This is a genomic window from Mesorhizobium sp. ESP-6-4, from assembly GCF_020164735.1.
GTDB lineage: Bacteria > Pseudomonadota > Alphaproteobacteria > Rhizobiales > Rhizobiaceae > Mesorhizobium.
Genome location: NZ_JAIUGS010000005.1, coordinates 289986 through 314222 on the forward strand (window position 1 = coordinate 289986; position 24237 = coordinate 314222).

The 24237-nt window shown below is 64.3% G+C and carries 23 protein-coding genes; 12 read left to right on the forward strand and 11 right to left on the reverse strand.

Translation table 11 applies throughout. The features are described from left to right. Positions 1 to 3 precede the first annotated feature (3 nt). The 6 genes from fdhD (at position 4) to LB523_RS13235 (ending at position 4189) form a co-directional block, all read left to right on the forward strand. Positions 4 to 834: a formate dehydrogenase accessory sulfurtransferase FdhD gene (gene fdhD / locus LB523_RS13210; protein WP_224603155.1), complete on the forward strand. Its 831-nt coding sequence runs from the start codon at positions 4 to 6 to the stop codon at positions 832 to 834. Next, positions 824 to 1135 (forward strand): formate dehydrogenase subunit delta, encoded by a 312-nt coding sequence (locus LB523_RS13215; RefSeq protein ID WP_224526908.1) that lies wholly within the window; start codon positions 824 to 826, stop codon positions 1133 to 1135. Before fdhD ends, LB523_RS13215 begins: the two co-directional genes overlap by 11 nt. A 112-nt stretch (positions 1136 to 1247) precedes the next feature. Then, positions 1248 to 2801 carry an alpha/beta fold hydrolase gene (locus LB523_RS13220; RefSeq protein ID WP_224603156.1) on the forward strand — a complete coding sequence of 518 codons (1554 nt, stop codon included), beginning with the start codon at positions 1248 to 1250 and terminating at the stop codon, positions 2799 to 2801. A gap of 109 nt (positions 2802 to 2910) precedes the next feature. Further along, the gene (locus LB523_RS13225; protein WP_224603157.1) at positions 2911 to 3384 is read left to right on the forward strand and encodes a carboxymuconolactone decarboxylase family protein; all 474 of its coding nucleotides are present in this window, start codon (positions 2911 to 2913) and stop codon (positions 3382 to 3384) included. Positions 3385 to 3469: 85 nt separating this feature from the next. Continuing rightward, positions 3470 to 3832 carry a nuclear transport factor 2 family protein gene (locus LB523_RS13230; protein ID WP_027166011.1) on the forward strand — a complete coding sequence of 121 codons (363 nt, stop codon included), beginning with the start codon at positions 3470 to 3472 and terminating at the stop codon, positions 3830 to 3832. Between the two features lie 42 nt (positions 3833 to 3874). Further along, positions 3875 to 4189 carry a hypothetical protein gene (locus LB523_RS13235; RefSeq protein ID WP_095766062.1) on the forward strand — a complete coding sequence of 105 codons (315 nt, stop codon included), beginning with the start codon at positions 3875 to 3877 and terminating at the stop codon, positions 4187 to 4189. Positions 4190 to 4375: 186 nt separating this feature from the next. Here the strand turns inward: LB523_RS13235 and LB523_RS13240 are convergent, their stop codons facing one another. The 6 genes from LB523_RS13240 to LB523_RS13265 form a co-directional block, all read right to left on the reverse strand. Further along, positions 4376 to 5803 carry a gamma-aminobutyraldehyde dehydrogenase gene (locus LB523_RS13240; protein WP_224603158.1) on the reverse strand — a complete coding sequence of 476 codons (1428 nt, stop codon included), beginning with the start codon at positions 5801 to 5803 and terminating at the stop codon, positions 4376 to 4378. A gap of 111 nt (positions 5804 to 5914) precedes the next feature. Then, the gene (locus LB523_RS13245; RefSeq protein WP_140629170.1) at positions 5915 to 6730 is read right to left on the reverse strand and encodes an ABC transporter permease; all 816 of its coding nucleotides are present in this window, start codon (positions 6728 to 6730) and stop codon (positions 5915 to 5917) included. After that, positions 6720 to 7685, reverse strand: coding sequence for an ABC transporter permease (locus tag LB523_RS13250; protein WP_224603159.1), 966 nt, complete (start codon positions 7683 to 7685; stop codon positions 6720 to 6722). The genes LB523_RS13245 and LB523_RS13250 overlap by 11 nt, the downstream gene beginning before the upstream one ends. A 223-nt stretch (positions 7686 to 7908) precedes the next feature. Next, a complete protein-coding gene (locus tag LB523_RS13255; RefSeq protein WP_224603160.1) occupies positions 7909 to 8907 on the reverse strand; it encodes an ABC transporter ATP-binding protein in 999 nt (332 codons plus the stop codon). A gap of 178 nt (positions 8908 to 9085) precedes the next feature. Next, on the reverse strand, positions 9086 to 10240 hold the full coding sequence (locus LB523_RS13260) for an ABC transporter substrate-binding protein (RefSeq protein WP_224603161.1): 1155 nt from the start codon (positions 10238 to 10240) through the stop codon (positions 9086 to 9088). Positions 10241 to 10512: 272 nt separating this feature from the next. Then, complete coding sequence (locus LB523_RS13265) at positions 10513 to 11424, reverse strand: LysR substrate-binding domain-containing protein (RefSeq protein ID WP_140629159.1); 912 nt, start codon at positions 11422 to 11424, stop codon at positions 10513 to 10515. Between the two features lie 90 nt (positions 11425 to 11514). On the opposite strand from LB523_RS13265, the gene LB523_RS13270 reads away from it, so the two are divergent. After that, positions 11515 to 11964 carry an RrF2 family transcriptional regulator gene (locus LB523_RS13270; RefSeq protein WP_224603165.1) on the forward strand — a complete coding sequence of 150 codons (450 nt, stop codon included), beginning with the start codon at positions 11515 to 11517 and terminating at the stop codon, positions 11962 to 11964. Then, positions 11954 to 12850, forward strand: coding sequence for an NAD(P)/FAD-dependent oxidoreductase (locus LB523_RS13275; protein WP_224603167.1), 897 nt, complete (start codon positions 11954 to 11956; stop codon positions 12848 to 12850). The genes LB523_RS13270 and LB523_RS13275 overlap by 11 nt, the downstream gene beginning before the upstream one ends. Positions 12851 to 12870: 20 nt before the next feature. On the opposite strand, the gene LB523_RS13280 is transcribed toward LB523_RS13275, so the two are convergent. After that, positions 12871 to 13635, reverse strand: coding sequence for a DeoR/GlpR family DNA-binding transcription regulator (locus LB523_RS13280; protein ID WP_224603169.1), 765 nt, complete (start codon positions 13633 to 13635; stop codon positions 12871 to 12873). Between the two features lie 387 nt (positions 13636 to 14022). Here LB523_RS13280 and LB523_RS13285 point away from each other — a divergent pair, with 387 nt between their 5' ends. Both LB523_RS13285 and LB523_RS13290 read left to right on the forward strand, forming a co-directional pair. Further along, positions 14023 to 14907, forward strand: a complete 885-nt coding sequence (locus LB523_RS13285) for a phosphotransferase (RefSeq protein ID WP_224603171.1) — start codon at positions 14023 to 14025, stop codon at positions 14905 to 14907. After that, positions 14904 to 17357 carry an FAD-dependent oxidoreductase gene (locus LB523_RS13290; RefSeq protein WP_224603173.1) on the forward strand — a complete coding sequence of 818 codons (2454 nt, stop codon included), beginning with the start codon at positions 14904 to 14906 and terminating at the stop codon, positions 17355 to 17357. The genes LB523_RS13285 and LB523_RS13290 overlap by 4 nt, the downstream gene beginning before the upstream one ends. 11 nt (positions 17358 to 17368) lie before the next feature. Here LB523_RS13290 and LB523_RS13295 read toward each other — a convergent pair whose 3' ends face one another. Continuing rightward, complete coding sequence (locus tag LB523_RS13295) at positions 17369 to 18001, reverse strand: class I SAM-dependent DNA methyltransferase (RefSeq protein ID WP_224603175.1); 633 nt, start codon at positions 17999 to 18001, stop codon at positions 17369 to 17371. A 96-nt stretch (positions 18002 to 18097) separates the two neighbouring features. Here LB523_RS13295 and LB523_RS13300 point away from each other — a divergent pair, with 96 nt between their 5' ends. Continuing rightward, the gene (locus LB523_RS13300; protein ID WP_224603177.1) at positions 18098 to 19000 is read left to right on the forward strand and encodes a phosphotransferase family protein; all 903 of its coding nucleotides are present in this window, start codon (positions 18098 to 18100) and stop codon (positions 18998 to 19000) included. A gap of 117 nt (positions 19001 to 19117) precedes the next feature. On the opposite strand, the gene LB523_RS13305 is transcribed toward LB523_RS13300, so the two are convergent. The 3 genes from LB523_RS13305 to LB523_RS13315 all read right to left on the reverse strand — a co-directional run bounded on the left by LB523_RS13305 (position 19118) and on the right by LB523_RS13315 (position 22113). Beyond that, the gene (locus LB523_RS13305; RefSeq protein WP_095766076.1) at positions 19118 to 19591 is read right to left on the reverse strand and encodes a DUF805 domain-containing protein; all 474 of its coding nucleotides are present in this window, start codon (positions 19589 to 19591) and stop codon (positions 19118 to 19120) included. Positions 19592 to 19830: 239 nt separating this feature from the next. Beyond that, positions 19831 to 20751, reverse strand: a complete 921-nt coding sequence (locus tag LB523_RS13310; RefSeq protein WP_224603179.1) for a DMT family transporter — start codon at positions 20749 to 20751, stop codon at positions 19831 to 19833. 81 nt (positions 20752 to 20832) lie between these two features. Continuing rightward, positions 20833 to 22113 carry an amidohydrolase family protein gene (locus tag LB523_RS13315; protein ID WP_224603181.1) on the reverse strand — a complete coding sequence of 427 codons (1281 nt, stop codon included), beginning with the start codon at positions 22111 to 22113 and terminating at the stop codon, positions 20833 to 20835. Between the two features lie 175 nt (positions 22114 to 22288). On the opposite strand from LB523_RS13315, the gene LB523_RS13320 reads away from it, so the two are divergent. Then, the gene (locus tag LB523_RS13320) at positions 22289 to 24043 is read left to right on the forward strand and encodes an ABC transporter ATP-binding protein (RefSeq protein ID WP_224603182.1); all 1755 of its coding nucleotides are present in this window, start codon (positions 22289 to 22291) and stop codon (positions 24041 to 24043) included. Positions 24044 to 24237 lie beyond the last annotated feature (194 nt).

Sequence of the window (24237 nt, forward strand, 5' to 3'; positions counted from 1 at the left end):
TTCTTGACCGCGCGGCGCAAAGCCACGACTCAAATTTCGCGGCTGGCGCATCGCGCCGGCGGCACCGCGGCCGCGAACCGCATGGTGCCTGAAGAGACGCCGGTGGCGTTCTCCTTCGCCGGCACCACGCATGCGGTGATGATGGCGAGCCCCGCCGATTTCGAGGATTTCGCGCTCGGCTTCTCGCTGACCGAAGGCATCATTGCCGGCCCGGCAGAGATCGAGGCGATCGAGGTCGAGGATCTCGGCGCCGGCATCGACATCCAGATACGGCTCAAGGACAAGGCCAACATGCGCTTCCAGGCGCGGCGGCGCAGGCTGGCCGGGCCGGTCGGCTGCGGGCTGTGCGGCATCGAATCCATCGAGGAGGCGATGCGCTCGGTCGACGCCGTTGGTGCATCGCGACTTACGCTTCAATCTGACGATATAACAAGCGCCGTCCGCCTGCTGTCGAAGCAGCAGCCGCTGCACAAAGAGACCGGCGCAGTGCATGCCGCCGGCTTCTACGTTCCAGGCAAGGGCATCGTCATGGCGCGCGAGGATGTCGGCCGTCACAACGCGCTGGACAAGCTGGCCGGCGCGCTGGCCAGGGCCGGCATCGACGGCGCGAGCGGCGCCGTCGTGGTGACCTCGCGCGTCTCGGTGGAGATGGTGCAGAAGACGGCCGCCATCGGCGCCGCGATCATCATGGCGGTCTCGGCGCCGACCGCGCTCGCCATCCGCACGGCCGACGCCGCCGGCATGACGCTGGTGGCGCTGGTTCGCGGCGACGATTTCGATATTTTCACCCACCCTGAACGAGTGGCTTCCGGAGTTGCCAAGCATGTCGCATGACGAAGACCACATCACCAGCACCAGGGAGAAGCTGGTGCGCATGGCCAACCAGATCGCCACCTTCTTCCATTCGAAACCGCGCGAGGAAGGCATTGCCGGCGTTGCCGAGCACATCAACAAGTTCTGGGAGCCGCGGATGCGGCGCCAGTTCTTCGAGATGCTCGACGCCGGCACCGAGAATTTCGACGAGCTCGTGGTCGCCGCCTCGGCTAAGATCAAGCGGCCGATCAGCCCCGCGGAGGCCGACATGAAGCTTGGTCTTACGGCCTTCCCGGCAGATGTCGCCGCTTCGCAAAAATAGCGTAGCGACCGGGCGGTCTTATATTTCTTTCTGCTAAAATTTAAGCTGCCGCTATCCGCGCGGCTCTGCTATGTTTGACGATCGGAAATCGTCGGGCCGGGCGGAAGAACTCGTGAGGCCGATCGACACGCGATATGCCCGCAGCGGGGACGTGCGGATCGCCTATCAGGTGGTCGGCCAAGGCGCGTTCGATCTTGTGTTCGTGCCGGGCTTCATCTCCAATCTCGACCTGCACTGGGAAGACGAAGGCTACAGCCGCCTGTTGAAACGGCTTTCGGCTTTCTCACGGCTCATCCTGTTCGACAAGCGCGGCACCGGGCTCTCCGACCGTGTCGATGCCCGTCATCTGCCGAGCTTAGAGGCCCGCATGGACGACGTGCGCGCGGTGATGGACGCGGCCGGCAGCGGTCGGGCGGCGATCCTCGGCGCCTCGGAAGGCGCGCCTATGGCGATGCTGTTCGCCGCCACCTATCCGGAGCGGACGCGCGCGCTGGTGCTTTATGGCGGCTATGCGCATTTCCACAAATGGGTGATGCCGCCGGAGCGGCTGGAGGCCTTCATCGAGACGGCGGAGACGTCGTGGGGCACCGGCGCCACCTTGCCCAATTTCGCGCCTGGCCGGGTGGACGATGCGCATTTCGCCCAGTGGTGGGCCCGGTTCGAGCGGCTTTCTGCCAGTCCGACTGCCGCGGCGGCGCTTGCCCGCATGAACGCCGATATCGATGTGCGCGGCATCCTGGCGATGATCAGCGCGCCGACGCTGATCATCCATCGCCGCAACGACGTCCGTGTCGATCCTGACGCCAGCCGCTTCCTGGCGAAGAAGATCCCGCATGCCCGGCTGGTCGAGATAGCCGGGCGCGATCATCCGATCTGGACCGGCGATGTCGATCGCGTGGCCGACCTGATCGAGGAATGCCTCACCGGCGAGCCCGCGGTGGCCGACACCGAGCGCGTGCTGGCGGCGCTGCTGGTGACGCGCATCTACGACACGGCCAGGCTCGGCGATCGCATGTGGAGCGAGCGCAGCCAGCGCTTCCAGGAAACCTGGCGGCTTCTGGTCGGCCGCCATGGCGGCCGCACGGCCGGCACGCATGGCGAATTGATGATGTCGCGCTTCGATGGGCCGGCGCGCGCCGTGCGCTGCGCCGCGGCATTGCGCGAGGCGGCGCAGCAGATCGGCGTGGCAAGCGCGCAAGGCGTGCATGTCGGCGAGATCGAAATACGCGGCCAGCCGGTCGGGCTGACGGCGCGGGTGACGATGCAGCTCGCCACGCATGCCGGACGCGGCGACATCCTCGCCTCGCGGCTGGTCGCCGATCTCGCAACAGGGTCCGGCCTGCATTTCGTCGATGCCGGCCGCGTCAGCCTCGACGAGCTGGACGAGCCCATGCCGGCGGTTCTGGCGACGTCGGAGCAGCATCTGGAGCCCGCCTGCCGGCCCAGGGCCAGGCCGACCGAGCCGCCCGCGCTGACGGCGCGCGAGAGCGAGGTGGTGAACCTGATCGCCGATGGCAAGAGCAATGCGGCGATCGCCGCCGAGCTCAGCCTCAGCGAGCACACGGTCAAGCGGCACGTCGCCAACATTCTATTGAAGCTCGATCTGCCGTCGCGGGCGGCGGCGGCGGCATTTTCGGCGAGGCACACTGGCCCGGACGGGCCATGAGAGCCATGGCGCTTTCGGGGGAAGCGCCGGGGCCGCCACAAGCGATACCAATTCTCCCCATGCAGGCCGGGCGATGTCGCCGAAAGGGCGCTGCGAAATGGAGGATGAAATGCTGAAACTCAGTCGCAAGATCGGATTGCTGGCATTCGCCGCGGGCGCATTGCTGGCCATCACCCCGGCGCATGCCGAAGACGCTCCGGCCAGCGCCGCCTACAAGGACATCCAGGCCACCCTCGGCTCGGTGCCCGACATGTTCAAGACCTTGCCGGACGTCGCGGTCGCCGGCGCCTGGGCCGAGATCAAGGGCGTGCAGCTCAACCCCAAGACCGCGCTCGACGGCAAGACCAAGGAGCTGATGGGCCTTGCGGTCGCCGCGCAGATCCCCTGCCAGTACTGCATCTATTTCCACACCGAGGCCGCCAAGCTCAACGGCGCGAGCGACGAGGAGATCAAGGAGGCGGTGGCCATGGCGGCGATCGTGCGCCACTGGTCGACGATGCTCAACGGCAGCCAGGTCGATCTGGCGACCTTCAAGAAACAGACAGACGACGTGTTCGCGGCCGTCAAGGCCAAGTCGCAGTGAACGAAATTCCTGCCCGACGATGATCGCCGGGCAGTCCTTCCCTCGTCAACAGCCCGATCGAGAAGACGGGCACATGGAGGATGACATGCTGACCAAGACACAGACAGTGGACGGCGCGGCGATCAAGAAGGCGATCGAAGGCCGTGACGGCAAGCTCCTGTCGAGCTTCTACAATGACGACGCGCTGGTGCGGGTGATCGACCGCAACAATCCGCCGAGCAAGCCGCGCGAGATCCGCGGCCGGGCGGCGATCAGCACCTTCTGGGACGATATCTGCAGCCGGGCGATGACCCACAAAGTCGACACCACGATCGCCGAGGGCGACAGCCTCGCCTTCACCCAAGCCTGCGCCTATCCGGACGGCACGAAGGTGTTCTGCGCGGCGATGCTGGAATTGAAGAACGGCCGCATCGCACGCCAGACCGTCGTGCAGGCTTGGGACGAATAGATCAACCGCGGGCTCAACCGCAAATCAGGGAGGAGAACCAAAATGTTCAGTGCCAGATGGCAGATCGACGCCAAGTTCGGTCACAAGCAGACTGCGCTCGAGCTGATGCGCAAATGGGAGCGTGAGATCGGGTCGCAGGTCGGGCTCGCCGACATGAAGTTCCAGCTCATGACCGGTTCCGTGGGCGCGCGCGAAGCGACGATCGAGGCGCACCACCAGGTCGAAAGCCTGGCCCAGTTGGAGGAGTTCTTCGCCAAGATCGCCAAGATCGACGCGCATGCCAAATGGGGCAAGGAGCTGGAGCCCTATGTGGTGTCGGGCACCAGCAAATGGACGATCTTCCGGATCGTGGAGTAGTGGCCTGAGCGCCGCCCGGCCTTCTCCCCTTGTGGGAGAAGGTGGCTCGGTGCGCCGCGCCGAGACGGATGAGGGGTGCTCCAGCTTGGCGCCAAGCTACCCCTCACCCGGATTGCCATCCGATTTGCGAAGAGCAAATCGGGGCAATCCGACCTCTCCCACAACAAGGGGAGAGGTAAAAGGAGCCTACCCGTGCGCCACCATCACATGCCGCACGGCGGTGTAATCCTCCAGTGCGTAGAGCGACATGTCCTTGCCGTAGCCGGACTGCTTTAGGCCGCCATGCGGCATCTCGTTGGTCAGCATGAAGTGGGTGTTGATCCAGGTGCAGCCATATTGCAGGCGGGCGGCGGTCGCCATGGCGCGCGAGACGTCCTTGGTCCATACCGACGAGGCAAGGCCGTAGTCGCTGTCGTTCGCCCAGCTCACCGCCTCGTCGACATCCGCGAAGCGGGTGACCGAAACGACCGGACCGAACACCTCGCGGCGCACGATCTCGTCCTCCTGCAGCGCGCCGGCGACGACCGTCGGCTGGTAATAGAAGCCGGAGCCTTCGCCCGGCTTGCCGCCGGTGGTGATCTCGATGTGCTTCAGTTCCGAAGCGCGCTCGACGAAGCTCGACACACGGTCGCGCTGGCGGCGCGAGATCAGGGGCCCGATCTCATTGTCCGTATCGTCCGGCTGGTTGTACTTGATGGTCGAGACCGCGGAGGAGAGGTCGGCGACGAGCTTGTCATAGATCTTCTTGCCGGCATAGATGCGGCAGGCGGCGGTGCAATCCTGGCCGGCATTGTAATAGCCGAAGGCGCGCAGGCCGTTGACCACGGCGCCGAGGTCGGCGTCATCGAAGACGATGACAGGCGCCTTGCCGCCGAGCTCCAGATGCGTGCGCTTGACCGACTTGGCGGCTGCCTGCAGCACCTTCTTGCCGGTGGCGACATCGCCGGTGATCGAGATCATGTTGACCTTGGGGTGGTTGATCAGCGTGTTGCCGACGCTGTCGCCGCGGCCGAGCACCACATTGACGACGCCCTCGGGCAGGATCTCGGAAAGGATCCTCGCGAGTTTCAGCGCCGTCAGCGGTGTCTGCTCCGACGGCTTGAAGACCACCGTGTTGCCGCCGCCGATCGCCGGGGCCAGCTTCCAGGCCATCATCATCAGTGGATAATTCCAGGGCGCTATGGAAGCGACGATGCCGATCGGGTCGCGCCGCACCATCGAGGTGTGGCCCGGAATATACTCGCCGGCCACCTGGCCCGGCATCGAGCGCACCGCGCCGGCGAAGAACCGGTAGCAGTCGACGATCGCCGGAATCTCGTCATTGAGCACGGCATTGATCGGCTTGCCGCAGTTCAGCGCCTCGAGCGCGGCGAACTCCTTCGCTTCGGCCTCGATGCGGTCGGCAATCTTGAGCAGGTAGCCGGAGCGCTGCGCCGGCGTGGTGCGCGACCAACTGACGAACGCTCGTTCGGCGGCACTAACGGCAGCCTCGATCTGCGCGGGGCTCGCCTCCGGCAGGTTGAGGATCGTCGCCCCGGTTTTCGGATTGAGGATCGGCTCCTCGGCCTCGGTGCCCTTCTCGAATTTCGAGCCGATCAGCATTTGGGTGTCCATTGGATTTCTCCCTTAACAGGAGCGAATAGGGAGTAGCGAATAGCGAGTAGGGTTTGGCCATCGATTTCCCTATTCGCTATTTGCTATTCGCTACTCCCTATTCGCTGTTTTTCATTTTCCACTGCCCGCAATCTGATCGCCGTCGCGGGTCAGGTAATAGGCAAAGAGGATCGGCAGCAGCGTCACCAGCACGACGACCATGGCCACGACATTGGTGACCGGGCGCTGGCGCGGGCGGATCAGTTCCTCCAGCATCCAGATCGGCACGGTCTGCTGTTGGCCGGCGGTGAAGGTGGTGACGATGACCTCGTCGAAGGACAGCGCGAAAGCGAGCATGCCGCCGGCAAGCAGCGCGGTTGCGATGTTCGGCAACACGACATGCCGGAAGGTCTGAAAACCGTCGGCGCCGAGATCCATCGAAGCCTCGATCATAGAGCCCGACGTGCGGCGGAAGCGGGCGACGGCGTTGTTGTAGACGACGACCACGCAGAAGGTTGCGTGGCCGAGCACGATCGTCCAGAACGAGAACGGGATGTCGGCGAGCGCGAAGGCCGAGCGCAGCGCAATGCCGGTGATGATGCCGGGCAGCGCGATTGGCAGGATGACCAGCAAAGAGATGGCCTCGCGGCCGAAGAAGCGCGTCTGCGAGACGGCCGCGGCGCAGAGCGTGCCGAGCACCAGCGCGATCGCCGTGGAGATGGCGGCGACACGGACCGACAGCGACAGCGCCTCCCAGACATCCGGCCGGTTCCAGGTGACGGCGAACCATTGCGTGGTGAGCCCCGGCGGGGGCCAGACGAAACTCTTCTCTTCCGTCGTGAAGGCGTAGACGAAGATCAGCAAGATCGGCAAATGCAGGAAGAGCAGGCCGCAGGCGGCGGCGATCTTCAGGCCGAGCGGAGCAGATTGACCACGGTCAGAGCGCATCGAAAGCCCCCATGCGCTTGGCGCCCCAGAGATAGAAGCCCATGATGACGATGGGCACCACGGTGAAGGCGGCGGCCAAAGGAATGTTGCCGGCGGTGCCCTGCTGCGAATAGACGGCCTGGCCGATGAAGAGGCGCGAGGTGCCGATGATCTGCGGGATGATGTAGTCGCCGAGCGTCAGCGAGAAGGTGAAGATCGACCCGGCGACGATGCCGGGCAGCGCCAGCGGGAACAGCACGTTGCGGAAGGTCTGTCCCGGCGAGGCGCCCAGATCGGACGAAGCCTCGACCAGATTGCCGGGCACGCGCTCGAGCGCGGCCTGAACGGGGAGGATCATGAAGGGCAGCCAGACATAGACGAAGACGATGAACGTGCCGGTGAAGGAGACCGACAGCGAGTTGCCGCCGACAACGGGGAGCGACAGCCAGCCGTCGAGCAGCCAAAGCAGGTTGAGCTTGGCGAGCAGCCAGGTGAGGATGCCTTCCTTGGCGAGGATCAGCTTCCAGGCATAGATCTTGACCAGGTAGCTCGACCACAGCGGCAGCATGACGCCGAGATAGAACAGCGCCTTCCAGCGGCCGCGCGCATAGCGCGCCGCATAATAGGCGATGGGGAAAGCAATGATTGCCGAAGCAAGCGTGACCAGCGCCGCCATCGTCACCGTGCGCAGGATGATGTCGAGATTGGCGGCCTGGAACAGGTCGCCATAGGTCTTCAGCGTGAACTCGCGGTTGATGAGGCCGGAAAACTCGTCGATCGAGAAGAAGCTCTGCAGGAGCAGCGCGAACAGCGAACCGATATAGACGATGCCCAGCCAGAGAAGCGGCGGCAGCAACATGAGCAGCAGCAGGAGTTTTGGGCGACGCCAGAAGAGGTCGGAGAGTGCGCCGCGCATGCCGCCGCTGCCTGGCAGGATGGCGGGTGTGGGGTTGGATTGAGCAGCGGCGATGGTCATGGCGCCGCCGCGTGTTGAACGGGATCAGGGGAGAGGCCGCGATCCTTCGCCCCCCTCTCTGTCCTGCCGGACATCTCCCCCGCAAGGGGGGAGATTGGATGTCGCGGCCGCTTTCGCCAGTTGCCAACGTGACAGGATTGGCGAGGCCGAGAAACTGCTGATCTCCCCCCTAGAGGGGGAGATGGCCGGCAGGCCAGAGGGGGGCGCCTCGCGCAAACCTTCCTCATGCCGGCTCGTCCATCAGATGCAGGTTGTCGCGGTTGAAGGTCAGCACCACCGCCTCGCCCTCGGCCGGCAGCGCCATTCCCGCCGGCACCACCGCATGCAGCCTCAGCCCGTCGGCATCGAGCGCCAGCCTCGTCGTGGCGCCGAGATAATTGGTCCCGACCAGGCGGGCGGCGACACCGTCGCCGCTTGCCGCACTTGAAACGCGGATCGACTCCGGACGCAGGCTCCCCCAGCGGTGCTGGCCGGAATAGCGCTGGACGAAATCCGGCGGCAGCACATTGGACGAGCCGACGAAATCGGCGACGAAGCGCGTGTTCGGCCGCTGGTAGATATCCTCCGGCGTGCCGACCTGCATGATCCTGCCGTCGTTGAAGACGGCGACGCGATCGGCCATGGACAGCGCCTCGCCCTGGTCGTGGGTGACGAAGACGAAGGTTATGCCGAGCACTTTCTGCAGCGACCTCAACTCCTCCTGCATGTTCTCGCGCAGCTTGAGGTCGAGCGCGCCGAGCGGCTCGTCGAGCAAAAGCACCTTGGGCTGGTTGACCAGTGCACGCGCCAACGCAACGCGCTGGCGCTGGCCGCCGGAGAGCTGGCCGGGACGGCGCGCGCCGTAGCCCGGCAGGCGCACCAACGAAAGCGCTTCCTCAGCCGCCTTCAGCCGCTCGGCCTTGCCGACACCCTTGACCATCAGGCCGTAGGCGACGTTGTCGAGCACATTCAAATGCGGAAACAGCGCATAGTCCTGGAAGACGGTGTTGACGTTGCGGCGATAGGGCGGAACGCCCTCGGCGCGCTCGCCGAAGATGGAGATCGAGCCCGTCGTCGGTTGCTCGAAGCCGGCGATCAGTCTGAGGCACGTCGTCTTACCGGAACCGGACGGCCCCAACATGGCGAAGAACTCGCCGGGCACGATGTCGAGATCGACGGCGTCGACGGCGCGCACGCTGCCGAAATGGCGCGAGACTTGTTTGAAGGAAACGGCAGAGGTCATGGGCCCAGTCAGTTCAGTTGCCGGTTAAACGAAGGCGAGTTCGCACGGCGCCCTGCCTCCCCTCGATGGGGGAGGTCGCGGCGAAGCCGCGGGTGGGGGTGGTTGGCGCCAACGTCCATGCTGACCCCCACCCCGACGCTACGCGTCGACCCTCCCACAAGGAGGAGGGTAAGGGAACTCACCGGCCGCCGATGACGCCGATATAGTCAGACACCCAGCGGTAATAGGGCACGCACTGGTCGTTCTGGCTGGCGCATTTCGACACCGGCGTCTTCCAGAACTTGATCTTGTCGAAATTGTCGTAGCCGTTGGTCTTGCAGCCCTCGTCGGTCAAAAGCTCGTTGCCCTTGCAGGCGGCGGGCACGACCGGGAGCGAGCCGAACCATGCCGAAACGTCGCCTTGGACCTTCGGCGACAGCGAATGCTCGAGCCACATATAGGCGCAGTTCGGATGGGCGGCGTCGGCTTCCATCATGGTGGTGTCGGCCCAGCCGGTGACGCCCTCTTCCGGCACGGTCGAGGCGACCGGCTTCTTGGCGGCGACCAGCGTATTGACCTGATAGGGCCAGGAGCCGGAAGCGACCACGCCCTCGTTCTGGAAGTCGTCGACCTGGATCGCGGCATCGTGCCAGTAGCGGCCGACCAGCGTGCGCTGCGTGCGCAAGAGCTCGAGCGCCGCCTTGTACTGGTCTTCGTTCAACTCGTAGGGATCCTTGATGCCGAGCTCCGGCTTGTGGAACATCAGATAGTTGGCGGCATCGGCGATGTGGATCGGGCCGTCATAGGCCTGGACGCGACCTTTGTTCGACTTGCCGTCGGGCAGCTTCATTTCCTCAAAGACGACGTTCCAGCTCTTGGGCGCTTCCTTGAAGACTTCGGTGTTGTACATCAGGATGTTCGGACCCCACTGGTAGGGAACGCCGTAATGGACCTTGTCGACGGTGAACCAGGGCGCGTCCTTCAGGCGGTCGTCGACGGTCTTCCAGCTCGGGATGAGATCGGTGTTGATCGGCTGCACGCGCTTGCCGGCAACGAGGCGCAGTGAAGCATCGCCCGAAGCGGTGACCAGGTCGAAGCCGCCCTCGTTCATCAGGGAGACCATCTCGTCCGAGGTGTTGGCGGTCTTGACGTTGACCTTGCAGCCGCTTTCCTTCTCGAAAGCCGTCACCCAGTCGTAATTCTTGTCGGTCTCGCCGCGCTCGATATAGCCGGGCCAGGCAACGATGTTGACCTCGCCCTCGCCCTTGCCGAGTTCCTTGACCTGGGCCATGGCCTGACCGGAAAAAGCCAGCGCGACAGTCAGCGCCGTGCACGACTTCAGGAATGCATTCATCGTCGATCTCCCATTTTGGCGCATGACCCCGAAAACCGGCTCGGTTTTCGGAAAGGATCATGCGCAAACTACAAGGGTCGGAGCTTCATGCTCCGACGGCAGCGCTCTCGGGGCGCAGCTTTGTTCCCTGAGCGAAAGTGCGGTGAAAAATCCGGTTTCGCAAATTCATTTATCAGAAAGCCGATATCGGTTTTATCGATACCATTCCGGACGGAAGGCTACGGCGAAGTCGCCGAACCCAACCGCTCCACACTTTTCCTGGAATTGCGGGATCACGGCCGCTGGCGCACCATGCGCTGCGACTGCGCGAGGCCGATGAAATCGCGAGCCGCCTGCGGCAGGGCGGAGCCGCGACGCCACACCGTGCCGACCTGGACCACCGGCAGCGAGCCGGAAACGTCGCGCGATTCGATGCGATCGCCTTCCAGCGACCAGGGCCTGTAGACGAGGTCGGGCAGCAGCGCCACGCCGGCGCCGGTGGCGACCAGGCTGCGCACTGCCTCGACCGAGCGGGTGCGGAAGGCGACATGCGGCCTGGCGCCGATCGCCGACAGCAGCTTGCCGGTGTTCTCCTCGATCTCGTCGACGGTGAGCATGATCAGCGGCTCGGAGACGATGTCATTGACCCCGATGATGTCGGCGCTGGCGAGCCTGTGGCTGAGCGGAATCCACAGCCTGTAGGCCGAGACTTCCAGGATTTCCGACTGCAGCGCCGTGCGGTCGCGCAGGTTGGACGTCACCATGACGGCGATGTCGAGCTTGCCGCCGACCAGAAGGTGCTCGAGATAATCGCCATTGTCCTCGATTGCCGAGACCTCGACGCCGGGATAGGCGCGGCGGTAGCGGGCGAGCAGGTCGGATAGGACATAGCCGGCGACCAGCGAGGTGACGCCGAGTTGCAGCCGCCCGCCGGCGGCCGCCTGCTCGCTGGAGAAAGAACGGCGCGCATCGGAGACATCGGCCAGGATCTTGGTCGCGTGGCGCAGGAACTGATGGCCCTTGTGGGTGATGTTGAGGCCACGTGGATGGCGCTCGAAGAGTTCGACGCCGAGATCGCTCTCCAACTCCTTGATTGCCTCGGTAACCGAGGACTGGGAAATCGACAGGTTCTGCGCGGCGCCCGAGACGGTGCCCTGCTCTGCGACGGCGACGAAGAACTGCAATTGGCGGATGGTGAAAGCCATGGCCGGACTAAACACCGGCCAACGTGGCAATGGGAAGTGGGGCAAGCTCCGAAACTTGACGACCTTCCTATTCGTAACTAGTTAAGTTACATGAAACGCAACAGCCGCCTGTCCTCAACCCTGCATATCCTCGTCCATATGGCCGAGGCCCCCGACCAGGCGCTGACCTCCGAACAGCTTGCCGGCTTCATCCACACCAACCCGGTGGTGGTGCGCCGCACCATCGCCGGGCTGCGTGAAGCCGGCATCGTCAGCTCGTCGCGCGGCCATGGCGGCGGCTGGCAACTCGGCCGCGCGCCGGACAAGATCTCGCTGGCCGAGATCAGCGCCGCGCTCGGCGAGACGCTGTTGCCGTTCAGCACCGAGCCGGAAAGCCCCGGATGCCTGGTCGAGCAGGCGGTGATCGCCGTGCTTGATGATTTTCGCCTGGAGGCGGAAAGGCTGCTCGCGGAAAGGCTCAGCCATATCACGCTGGCCGACCTGACGGCCGATTTCCGCCGCCGTTATGACCTCATTGGAGTATCCAGCCATGCAGTATGATGTGATCGTCGTCGGCGGCAGCTTTGCCGGCCTGTCCGCCGCCATGTATGCGGCGCGCGGGCGGCGCAAGGTGCTGGTGATCGATGCCGGCGAGCCGCGGAATCGATTTGCCGAACATTCGCACGGCTTCTTCGGCCAGGACGGACGGGCGCCGGCAGACATTCTCGGCGAGGCCAGGGCACAGCTGCTTGCCTATCCCGCCGTCACGATGATCGAGGGCCGCGCCGAGCGGGCCGCCATTGCCGGCACTGGATTCGAGGTTCGGATGGACGATGGCGAGCGTTTCGGTGCGACGCGGCTGGTGCTGGCCACCGGCGTCCGGGACATCCTGCCGGATGTTCCAGGACTTGCCGCGCATTGGGGCAAGACGGTGCTGCATTGCCCTTATTGCCACGGCTACGAGGTGGCCGGCGGGCCGCTCGGCGTGCTGGCGACCGGACCGATGTCGCTGCACCAGGCCGAGCTGATCTCCGACTGGGGCGACGTCACGCTGTTCGCCGACGGTTTGTTCGAACCGGACGCTGACCAGGCGCGGATATTGGAGAAGCGCAACATCCGGTTCGAGCCGGGCAAGGTGAGCGAAGTGCAGAACGACGGGTCCGGCGGTCTGGTCGTCAGGCTCGACGGCGATCGCACCGCGAGCCTGCGGGCGCTGTTCACCGCGCCGCGCAACGTGATGGCAAGCCCGCTCGCCGAGCAGCTGGGCTGCGCCTTCAACGAAGGCCCGCTCGGCAAGGCGATCGTCGTGGACGACAAGCAGCAGACATCGGTGCCTGGCGTCTTCGCGGCAGGAGACGCCGCGCGCCTGATGCACAACATTGCCTTCGCGGTGTCGGGCGGCGCGATGGCCGGGGTTGCGGCGCACCAGTCGCTGGTATTCGGCTAGCTCTTATTCCTTGGGCGACGTCAGGCCGCGGCGATACTGACCCGGGCGCCGGCCTGGCTCAGCGCTGCGGCTATATCGCGTGGCGGCGGCTGGTCGGTGGCGAGCTCGGAAAAGCCATCGAAGCCGCAGACCCGGACCAGTCCCTGGCGGCCGAACTTGGAATGGTCGGTGACGACCAGCGAGCGATGGCCGCGCGACAGCACCATGCGGGCGAACTCCGCCTCGTCCAGATCATAGTCGGTCAGGCCGGCGGCCGCATCGACGGCTCCGATCGAGATCACCGCATGATCGACCGAAAAGCGGCTGACGAACTCGATCGCCGAAATGCCGAAAGCCGCGCCGGAATCGCTGCGCAGCTCGCCGCCCGCCATGTAGACCTTGTTGCCGTTCACCGTCGCCAGCGTGCGGGCAATGTCGGAGGAATTGGTGACCACCGTCAGCCGGCGATGGCCGAGCAGCTCGCGCGCGAGGAAGGATGTGGTCGTGCCGGTATCGAGCATGATCGCCTCGCCATCGCGGATCGTGGTCGCGACCATCCTGGCGATCAGGCGCTTGGCTTCGGCATTCTCGCGCATGCGCCGCTCGAACGGCGCCTCGCCCACAATCGAGGCAAGGCCCACGGCGCCGTGCATCTTCAGCACCGACCCGTCATCGGCGAGCGGCTTGACATCGCGCCGCACGGTTTCCAGCGAGACGCCGAGCCGCTCGGCGAGGCTGGCTATGGTGATCGTGCCCTCCTCGCTGAGGAGCCGCAGGATTTCGCCGTGCCGTTTCGAATGGATCATCGGTGTGTCCGGGAATTCTGACCGAATTTAAGGCTTTGCCGACGCTTTGAAAGGAGTCGCTTATATTTTCGGGCAAAACACCCAAAAAAGGTCACAGCTTTTGGATTGACAGCGCTGCCACGCTGGCGTGACATTGACCTTGTGACAGGCTCGGAACTGCCGCGGGAGGGTGATGGCAGAGCCGCAACCTAGTGACCAGATCGCCTGGAACCAGCCAGGCGCGAGCTTTTATCGAATCCGCGGGGGCGGATGCCGGGATATCATACCTGGCCAAGGGGCTCGTCGGTGCGGTGCGGGATACCGATCCTGGCGTCTCGCACCGACGAGGCTTTTTCATGTTCTCCCAGCCTTGTTTTCCGCGGGACCGGTTGGGGCCGGAGCGAAGCCGTGAGTGCCGAAGACCGCATCCGCGCCTTGCCGTGCTGGAACGGCGGCATCGAGATCGAGCCGCTGCCGGGCGGCCTCAGCAACGCCAATTTTGTTGTCACCGACGCGGCCGGGCGGCATGTCGTGCGCTTCGGTCAGGACTTCCCTTTCCACCATGTCTTTCGCGAACGCGAGGTGATGACGGCACGGGCGGCGCATGCGGCGGGCTTCGCGCCGGCCGTGCATTATGCCGAGCCCGGCATCCTGGTGACGGAATTTCTCGGCGCCAAGACCCTCCTGGGAGAGGATGTGCGGGCCAATCTCGGCCGCGTGGCCGCGCTGCTGCGCGGCTTTCACCGCGAGATGCCGAAGCATGTCTCCGGCGCCGGTTTCATGTTCTGGGTGTTCCACGTCATCCGCGACTATGCGCGCACGCTGGACGAGGGCGGCAGCCGCAAGAAGAGCGAGCTGCCACGTTATCTGGCGCTGGCGGACGAGCTCGAGCGGGCGCAAAAACTGCTGCCGATCGTCTTCGGCCATAACGACCTTTTGCCAGCTAACATCCTCGACGACGGCAAGCGGCTGTGGCTGATCGACTTCGAGTATGCCGGCTTCAACACGGCAATGTTCGACCTCGCCGGCGCCGCCTCGAACGCCGGCCTGAGCGATGACGAATCCTTCGCCTTCATGACCGCCTATTTCATGAAGGAGCCGGACGGCGAAATCCGCCGATCGCATGCCGCCATGCAATGCGCCTCGCTGCTGCGCGAAGCGATGTGGAGCATGGTGTCCGAGCTCTATCTCAACGCGCCCGGCATCGATTATGTCGCCTATAGCGAGGAAAACCTCGTCCGGCTCGACGCGGCGCTGGACAACTACCGGACGAAATACGGAACCAGATCATGACCTTGCCCGGCCATGCCGAAATCGTCGTCATCGGCGGCGGCATCATCGGCTGTTCCACTGCCTACCACCTGGCGCGCGACCATAGGGCGGACGTGGTGCTGCTCGAGCAGGGCAAGCTGACCTCGGGCTCGACCTGGCACGCCGCCGGCCTGGTCGGGCAGCTGCGCTCCTCCGCCTCGATCACGCGCGTGCTCAAATATTCGGTCGAGCTCTACAAAGGGCTGGAGGCCGAGACGGGCCTGGCGACCGGCTGGAAGATGACCGGATGTCTGCGGCTGGCGACGAATGCCGACCGCTGGACCGAGTTCAAGCGGCTGGCGACCACGGCCAAAAGCTTCGGCATGGATATGCAGCTGCTGTCGCCGGCGGAAGTGAAGCGCATGTGGCCGCTGATGGAGACAAGCGACCTTGTCGGCGCTTCCTGGCTGCCGACCGACGGGCAGGCAAGCCCCTCAGACATCGCCCAGTCGCTCGCCAAGGGCGCGCGCATGCATGGCGCGAAACTGTTCGAGGGCGTGCGCGTCACAGCCTTTACGATGAAGGACGGCCGCATCACGGCGGTGAAGACTTCACAGGGCGACATCGCCTGCGACAAGGTGGTGAACTGCGCCGGACAATGGGCAAGGCAGGTCGGCGCGATGGCCGGCATCAACGTGCCGCTGCAGCCGGTCAAGCACCAGTACATCATCACCGAGAAGATCGCGGGCCTTGCGACCGACGCGCCGACAATCCGCGACCCCGACCGTCGCACCTATTTCAAGGAGGAGGTCGGCGGGCTGGTGATGGGCGGCTACGAGCCCAATCCGCAGGCCTGGGCAACCGGACTTCCCGGCGGCGATGTCCCGAACGACTGGGAGTTCCGGCTGTTCGACGACGACTACGATCATTTCGAGCAGCACATGGCCCAGGCGATCGCGCGCGTTCCGGCGCTACAAACCGCCGGCGTCAAGCAAATGATCAACGGTTCGGAGAGTTTCACGCCGGACGGCAACTTTGTCCTCGGCGCAGCGCCCGAATGCGCCAACATGTTCGTCGGCGCCGGCTTCAACGCCTTCGGCATAGCGTCCGGCGGCGGCGCCGGCTGGGTGCTGGCGCAATGGGTGGCCGACGGCGAGGCGCCGCTCGACCTGTGGGTGGTCGACATCCGCCGTTTCTCCGGCCTGCACCGCGACCGCGACTGGGTCCGCGACCGCACGCTGGAGGCCTATGGCAAGCACTACACGATCGGCTTCCCGCACGAGGAATATCTGTCCGGGCGGCCGCGCATCGTCTCGCCGCTCTACGAGCTGCTGAAGATGCATCGCGCCGTGTTCGGCTCCAAGCTTGGCTGGGAGCGGCCGAACTGGTTTGCGCCGGATGGCGCGGCCGCCGAGGACGTCTATTCGATGGGCCGCCAGAACTGGTTCGGCCCGGTCGGCGACGAGCATCGTCATGTGCGCGAGAAGGTCGGCATTTTCGACCAGTCCTCCTTCGCCAAATACGAGCTGACCGGTAGCGATGCGCTGAAGGCGCTCGACTGGATCTGCGCCAACGACGTCGACAAGCCGGTCGGCCGATTGATCTACACGCAGCTTCTCAACACGCGCGGCGGCATCGAGGCGGACCTCACCGTGTCGCGGCTCGGCGAGGACCGGTTCTACATCGTCACCGGCACCGGCTTCCGCACGCATGACCTGTCCTGGATCGGCGACCATATCGGCCCCGGCCTGGATGCCAGACTGACCGACGTCACGGAGGATTTCGGCACGCTGTCGCTGATGGGACCCCGCGCCCGCGACGTGCTGACGGCGGTGACGGACGCCGATGTCTCAAACGCCGCCTTCCCCTTCGGCCATGCCCGCGAAATCCAGATTGCCGGCCATAGCGTGAGGGCGCTGCGCGTCACCTATGTCGGGGAACTGGGCTGGGAGCTGCATGTGCCGATCGCCGCCACCGGCGAGGTTTTCGATGCGCTGATGGCGGCGGGCAAGGCGCATGGCATTCGCCCGGTCGGCTACCGGGCGCTGGAATCGCTGCGACTGGAGAAGGGCTATCGCGCCTGGGGTTCCGACATCACGCCGAACGATATGCCGCAGGAGGCGGGGCTCGGCTGGGCCGTGAAGCTTCGCAAGAATACCGACTTCGTCGGACGCCGGGCGCTGGAGAAGGCAGCCGGCAAGCCGCCAACGAAACGCTTTGCCGGCTTCACGGTGGACGACCCGGAGATCGTGCTGGTCGGACGCGAGACGATCCTGCGCAATGGCGACCCGGTCGGTTACCTGACCAGCGGCGGCTACGGCTACACGGTGGGCAAGAATATCGGCTACGGCTATGTGCGCAATGCCGACGACGTCAGCGACGATTTTCTGGCCTCGGGCGACTATGAGCTTGTCGTGGCGATGGAGCGCACGCCGGCAAAGATCCATCTCGAGGCGATGTACGATCCGGCCGGAGCAAGGATAAAGGCCTGATCGAGGGACGGTCAGCTGACGCGCAGCACAAGCCCCCTGCTCGGCACGGTCTCGGACTCGCCCGGCATCGAGGCGTAAGGCGCCGTTTCCTCGACGCGCTTCAACCTGCCCTGAGCCTCAAGTCCGGCAATGCGCTCGGCGAAGCCTGATTGCCACAGCGTGTTCTTGACGGTCAGCACGATGATCCCGCCTGGACGGCAGATGCGGATCAACTCGTCCAGTCCCTCAACCCCGACATGGCCGGAGGTGAAGACGCCCGCCGAAACAATGCCGGCATAGACGCCGTCGGCGAAGGGCAAAGCGTCGCCCATCGCCAGGCGATGCAGCGCCGTGTAGACGCCCTTGGCGCCAGCCTTGTCCAGCATGCCTTGCGAGATGTCGAGCGCCTCGACCTTCGGATAGCCGGTGATGGCCAGCCATTCGCCGATCAGGCCAGTGCCGGCGCCGGCATCGAGCAAGGGTTCGGCGCCGCGCGGCAGGTGCCTGGCAAGCAGCGCCAGGCAGATCGTCGGGTGGCGATAGCCGGCGGCCGACATGTCGGCATCATAGGTCTCGGACCAGCTGTCATAGATCGCCGCCACTTCCTCAGGCCGCTTCGCGGCGTAGGCCGCGCTTAGCGAGCCGCTGTGCTTGCCGTCCGCCATTTCTGCTCCCGCCGCCGATTCGTATCCGCAATGGTAGCCAAGCGGCAAAAACTGTGGAACCGTTCCTCTGTAAAACATCGTGTGATGGTAAAGGGGATGACGATGGACGAGGCGCGCGCCGCGTTGGCCACCATTCCGGCGCTGGCAGGCTATGACGGGCCACTGGAGCGTTTGGCCGGCCTGACCAACAAGGTCTACCGGGCCGGCGAAGCGTGTCTGCGCATTCCCGGCAAGGGCACGGAAGAATATATCAACCGCGCCAACGAGGCGGTGGCGGCGCGCGAGGCGGCCAAGGCCGGCGTCAGTCCCGAGGTGCTATATGCCGATCCTGCGTCCGGCTTGATGGCGACGCGCTTCATCGCCGGTGCCGAGACGATGTCGCCGGAGAAATTCAAGGCGCGGTCGGGCAGCCCCGCGCGAGCGGGCTACGCCTTCCGCAAGCTGCATGCTTCGGGCGCGGTGTTCCCCTTCCGCTTCGAATTGTTCGCGATGATCGACGACTATCTCAAGGTCTTATCGACGAAGGACGTGGCGCTGCCCGCCGGCTATCACGACGTGGTGCGCGAGGCAGGCGCGGTGCGCGCCGCGCTTGCCGCGCACGCCATCCCGCTCGCCGCCTGCCACTGCGATCCGCTGTGCGAAAATTTCCTCGATACGGGCGAGCGGATGTGGATCGTCGACTGGGAATATTCCGGCATGAACGATCCGCTGTGGGACCTCGGCGACCTTTCGGTCGAGGGCAGGTTCGATGCGGCCCAGGACGAGGAACTGATGCGCGCCTATTTCGGCGGCGAGGCGAGGCCGGCGGCGCGCGGACGTATCGTCATCTACAAGGCGATGTGCGACCTTTTATGGACGCTCTGGGGACTGATCCAGCTCGCCAACGACAATCCGGCCGACGATTTCCGCGCCTATGCCGACGGTCGCTTTGCCCGCTGCAAGGCGCTGATGGAGACCGCGGAATTTTCGCGGCATCTGGCGTCTGTTCGCCTGGGCTAGATCGTGATGGCGTTTCGTTGAATCGCCATCACGATCTAACTCTTTGTGGGAGCATGATCTTTCTCCGAAAACCGGTTCCCACTTTTCGGAATCATGCTCTAGACCCGTCGCGACGCTCTACCTGAAAACCCTCTGGATCTCGTTCAACGACCCTGTTTCGTCGGACTTTCTGCAATACCAGATGATGAGCGCGATGGTGCCGATGGGGAACAATCCCGCGAGCAGCTGGTGCCAGCCGCTTCTGTTGATGTCATGCAGCCTGCGCGCGGTCATGGCGAGTGTCGGCAAAAGGATGGCAAGATTCCAGATCGATGAGATAAATTCATTTCCAACAACGGCATCAACAACGATCATGATGACGCCGACAATGACAATGAACAGATAGGCATACCAGAACTCCGAGCGACTGGCCCTGCCGGAAAAATTCACATAATTTCGGAAGAAGCTTGCTATCGCTTCACCAAAGTTCATCGAAGGCGGGGTGTCCCCGAAACGATTGACGCCGGCTGGCGGCGCCCTCAAGACAAACAACAACGGCACGCCGATAATGATCAGCACTATAAGCCAATGCCATATAGAGAAACTGCCCATGATTACCCCCGCAATAGCGCAATTTTCCGGGCCATGGATATCCTGCCGGTCCCGCCGGAATCAATTACAGATTGCACCCGGCAGGCGATTTGCACGGGAAAATATTTTTCGAGCGAAGGCCAGAGCAATTTCAGGAAAAGTATGAAGCGGTTTTCCGTCTGAAATTACGTCAGAACAAGGAGATGGGCATTTCACCGTTTCCGTAAAACGTGAAATGCCTTGGGCGAGGTCGCCCGGGTCTAATTCACGCCCTTCGGCACGTTCTCGGGCGGCACCTCGATCTCCACCACCTTCTGACGATGGAAGATGAACAGGCCGGCAAGCACGACGATCGCCGCACCGATCAATATGCGCGGCCCCGGGACATCGCCGAAGAACATGAGGCCGAAGACCACAGCCCACAGGAGCAGCGTGTAATGCAGCGGCGCCAGCGTCGAGGCCGGCGCCAGCTTCAGCGCCCTCGTAATCATCAGATGCGCGGCGCAGGAGACGACGCCGAGCAGTAGCATGGCGCCGAAATCGAGCGCCGACGGCGTGCGCCAGGTGCCGATGGTAAGCAGGCCGCCGACGATCAGCGTGCCGATCGTCTGCCAGGTGACCAAGGTCGTGTCGCTGGTGCCGCGCAGGAGGCGTCCGAGGATGATGGCAAAGCCGAAGGCGATGCTGCCCACCAGCGCGAAGCCGGATGACATGGAGAAAGCCGCCGAGGACGGCTTGAGGATGATCAGCACGCCGCAGAAGCCGACCAGGATGGCCAGCCAGCGCCGCCAGCCGACCTTTTCGCCGAGCAGCAAGTGCGACAGCGCCGCGACATAGATCGGCCCGGCCATATAGAAGCTCATCACGTCGGCCAGCGGCAGGTAGACGACCGCGGCGTAGAAAAGCCCGGTATCGGCGGTGGTGGCCACGACGCGCAGGACCTGCAAAAGCGGCCGGTCCATGTGAAACAGCCTGGCCGTGCCCTGGTTGGCGATCATCGGGCCGAGCACGAAGAAGGCGCCGATCGAGCGGATCAGCACCACCTGCCCGACGGAAAAGGAAGCGACCAGCCATTTGCCCATCGCGTCGTTCAGCGCGAACATGAAGTCGCCGGCCAGCATCAACAGGATGCCGGCGAGCAACATGTTCCTGATCGTGAAATTTCGGGCGAGCAAGGCCATGCCGCTCCCTAGCCGCATGCCGCCGGTTTGACGAGGGAAATCCGGAGCATCGGTAAGACCAGCGGCGGAAATCGGCTGGTTCTAGCCCGCCTTATGCCGCCGGTTCACCTGCGCCGGCCGTCCCGCGATCGAAAGCCGCGTTTCCTGCCTGGTCCGCTCCGCTACGATCTTGCCCCTGGCGATGACGCAGAGACGCTCGGGGCGCAGGCGAACGGCCTCGCTTGCATTGCCGGCATCGAGGACGACGAGGCTCGCCCGCTTGCCGACCGCCAGGCCCAGATGATCGAGCCCCATGATGGCGGCGTTGACATTGGTCACCATGTCGAAGCAGCGCGCCATGTCGGCCGGGCTCGACATCTGCGCGACATGCAGGCCCATGAAGGCGACGTCGAGCATGTCGGCGGTGCCCAGCGAGTACCAGGGATCGAGCACGCAATCCTGGCCCCAGCCGACGCGGATGCCGAGCGCCTGCATCTCCTTGACACGGGTCAGGCCGCGCCGCTTCGGGAAGGTGTCGTGGCGCCCCTGCAGCATGATGTTGATCAGCGGATTGGGGATTGCCGATACACCGGCCTCGGCGATGAGCGGCAAAAGCTTCGAGACGTAGTAATTATCCATCGAATGCATCGATGTGAGGTGCGAGCCGGCCACCCTGCCCTGCAACCCGAGGCGCTGCGTTTCATAGGCCAGCTGCTCGATATGGCGCGACAGCGGATCGTCGGTCTCGTCGCAATGCATGTCGACCATCAGGCCGCGTTTGGCCGCGATCTCGCAAAGCTCCGTCACCGAGCGGGCGCCCTCGGCCATGGTACGCTCGAAATGCGGGATACCGCCGACGATGTCGACGCCCATGTCGAGCGCGCGGATGGTGTTTTCACGAGCATTCGGCGAGCGGTAGAGGCCGTCCTGCGGAAACGCGACCAGTTGCAGGTCGATATAGGGCGCGACGGTTTTCTTGACATCGAGCAGGGCTTCGACCGCGAGCAGCCGGTCGTCGCAGACATCGACATGGCTGCGGATGGCGAGCAGGCCCATCGAGACGGCCCAATCGCAATAGGCGAGCGCGCGCTCGCGCACGGCCTCATGCGTCAAAAGCGGCTTCAGCTCGCCCCATAGCGCGATGCCTTCGAGCAGCGTGCCCGACGCATTGATGCGCGGAATGCCGTAGGAGAGCGTGGCGTCCATATGGAAATGCGGATCAACGAAAGGCGGCGAGACGAGATTGCCGCTCGCGTCGATTTCGGCCGGCGCCGAACCCTGGAGCTTTGGTTCGATCGCGACGATGGTCTCGCCGGCAATGCCGATATCGGCAATCCTGCCATCCGGCAGCGTGCCGCCGCGCACGATCAAGTCGAAATCCATCTGTCGTCACCCTTTTCCAGGAATCGGCAACCATCGTGACCGAAAAGACAGCCTGCCGCAGCCTTTTCTTTCCCTCGACGGCGAAAGGTTCCATCCGGCCTCAACTCGCTCTATAAGCCGCCACGCGCCCTTGTGGCGAATCCGAATTTCTCACAGCCAGCCATAGGATCGGCCGTTGTTTCGCTTCTTCCGCTCGACGGAAAACCAACGCCTCATCGCGAGGCTGGTAAGAGAATCCTTCCACGACCATAAGTTCGGCTATGGCGCGGCCATATTGTCGATGCTGGTGGTCGCCCTCATGACGGGGGCAAGCGCCTGGATCCTGCGCGAAATCACCAACGAGTTCGTGGTCTATAAGCGGATAGACCGCGTCAACCTGATTGCCGGGGGTGTGGCGGCTATCTTTGTTCTCAAGGGCATCGCGACTTTCGTCCAGACCTATTTCATGAGCCGCGTCGGCAATGCCATCATTGCCGACCGGCAGCGCAAGATCTACGACCGTATCCTGGCGCAAGGCATCGAATTCTACCATTCGACCTCGTCTTCCGACCTGATCACCCGCATGACCAACAACGCTCAGGCGGCGCGCAGCGTGCTCGACCTCGTCGTCACGTCCTATGTGCGCGACCTGGTGACTTTGGTTGTGCTGGTGATGGTCATGGTCTGGCAACAGCCGGCGCTGTCGCTGATCTGCTTCGTCGTCGGACCGGTGGCGATCTATGGCGTCAACCGCATCCTGAGACGCGTCCGCAAGATCGCGGCGATGGAATTCATCTCGCTCGGCCAGATCGTGCATGTGATGCAGGAAACGGCCATCGGCGTGCGGGTCGTCAAATCCTTCAATCTCGAAGCCGCGATGCGCAAGCGTATGCACAAGGCGGTGTCGGACGTCGAAACCCGTGCCAACAACATCGCCACGCTGGAAGCCGCCACCAGCCCGGTGATGGAAACTCTGGCCGGGCTGGCGATTGCCGGCGCCGTGCTGGTCAGCGGCCTGCTGGTGCTGCAGGGCGGCCAGATGCCGGGCAACATCATGGCCTTCATCGCCGCGCTGCTGCTGGCTTATGAGCCGGCAAAGCGCCTGGCCCGCGTCCGCATCTCGCTGGAGACGGGCATTGTCGGCGTGCGCATGATGTTCCAGCTCGCCGACCGGCCGCTGACGCTGGCCGAGAAACCCGGCGCCACGCCGCTGCAACCCGGTCCGGGCGAAATCCGCTTCGACAATGTCAGCTTCGCCTATCCGGAAAGCCCGTCGGTGTTCGAAGGATTCAACCTGACGCTTGACGCCGGCAAGATGACGGCGCTGGTCGGACCGTCGGGCAGCGGCAAGTCGACGATCCTGAACCTGATCATGCGCATGTATGATCCGCAGATCGGCAAGGTGATGTTCGACGGCCAGGACATCTCGTTCGCGACGCTCGATTCGCTCAGAAGCAAGATCGCCTATGTCAGCCAGGACACGTTCCTGTTTGCCGGCACCGTCATGCACAACATCCGCCTCGGCCGCGAGGACGCGACCGACGAAGAGGTGATCGCCGCCGCCAAGGCCGCCAACGCGCATGACTTCATCAGCGCCATGACCAAGGGTTACGACACGGAGGTCGGCGAGAACGGCTCGCTGTTGTCCGGAGGCCAGCGCCAGCGCATTTCGATCGCGCGCGCCATGCTGCGCAACGCCGAGATCCTGCTGCTCGACGAGGCGACCAGCGCGCTCGATGCCGAATCGGAAGCGCTGTTCCGCGACGCGCTGCAGCAGCTTACCGTCGGGCGCACGACGATCGTGATCGCGCACCGGCTGTCGACCGTGCACCAGGCCGATACGATCGTGGTGCTGGAAAAGGGCAAGGTGGTGGAAAACGGCCCGCACAAGACGCTGCTCAAGCAGGGCGGGCTCTACCAGAAACTTTATGAATATCAGCTGATGCCGTGACGCAGCGCCTCTCCTTCTCCCCCTGCGGGAGAAGGTGGATCGGCGCGCAGCGCCGAGACGGATGAGGGGTGTTCCAGCGGAGTGAGACGTTGGCGAATTCTGACTGGATAAGCGGTGCCGCCAAGCTGGAGCACCCCTCATCCGTCGCCTTCGGCGACACCTTCTCCCACATGGGGAGAAGGGGAAATGCGCCC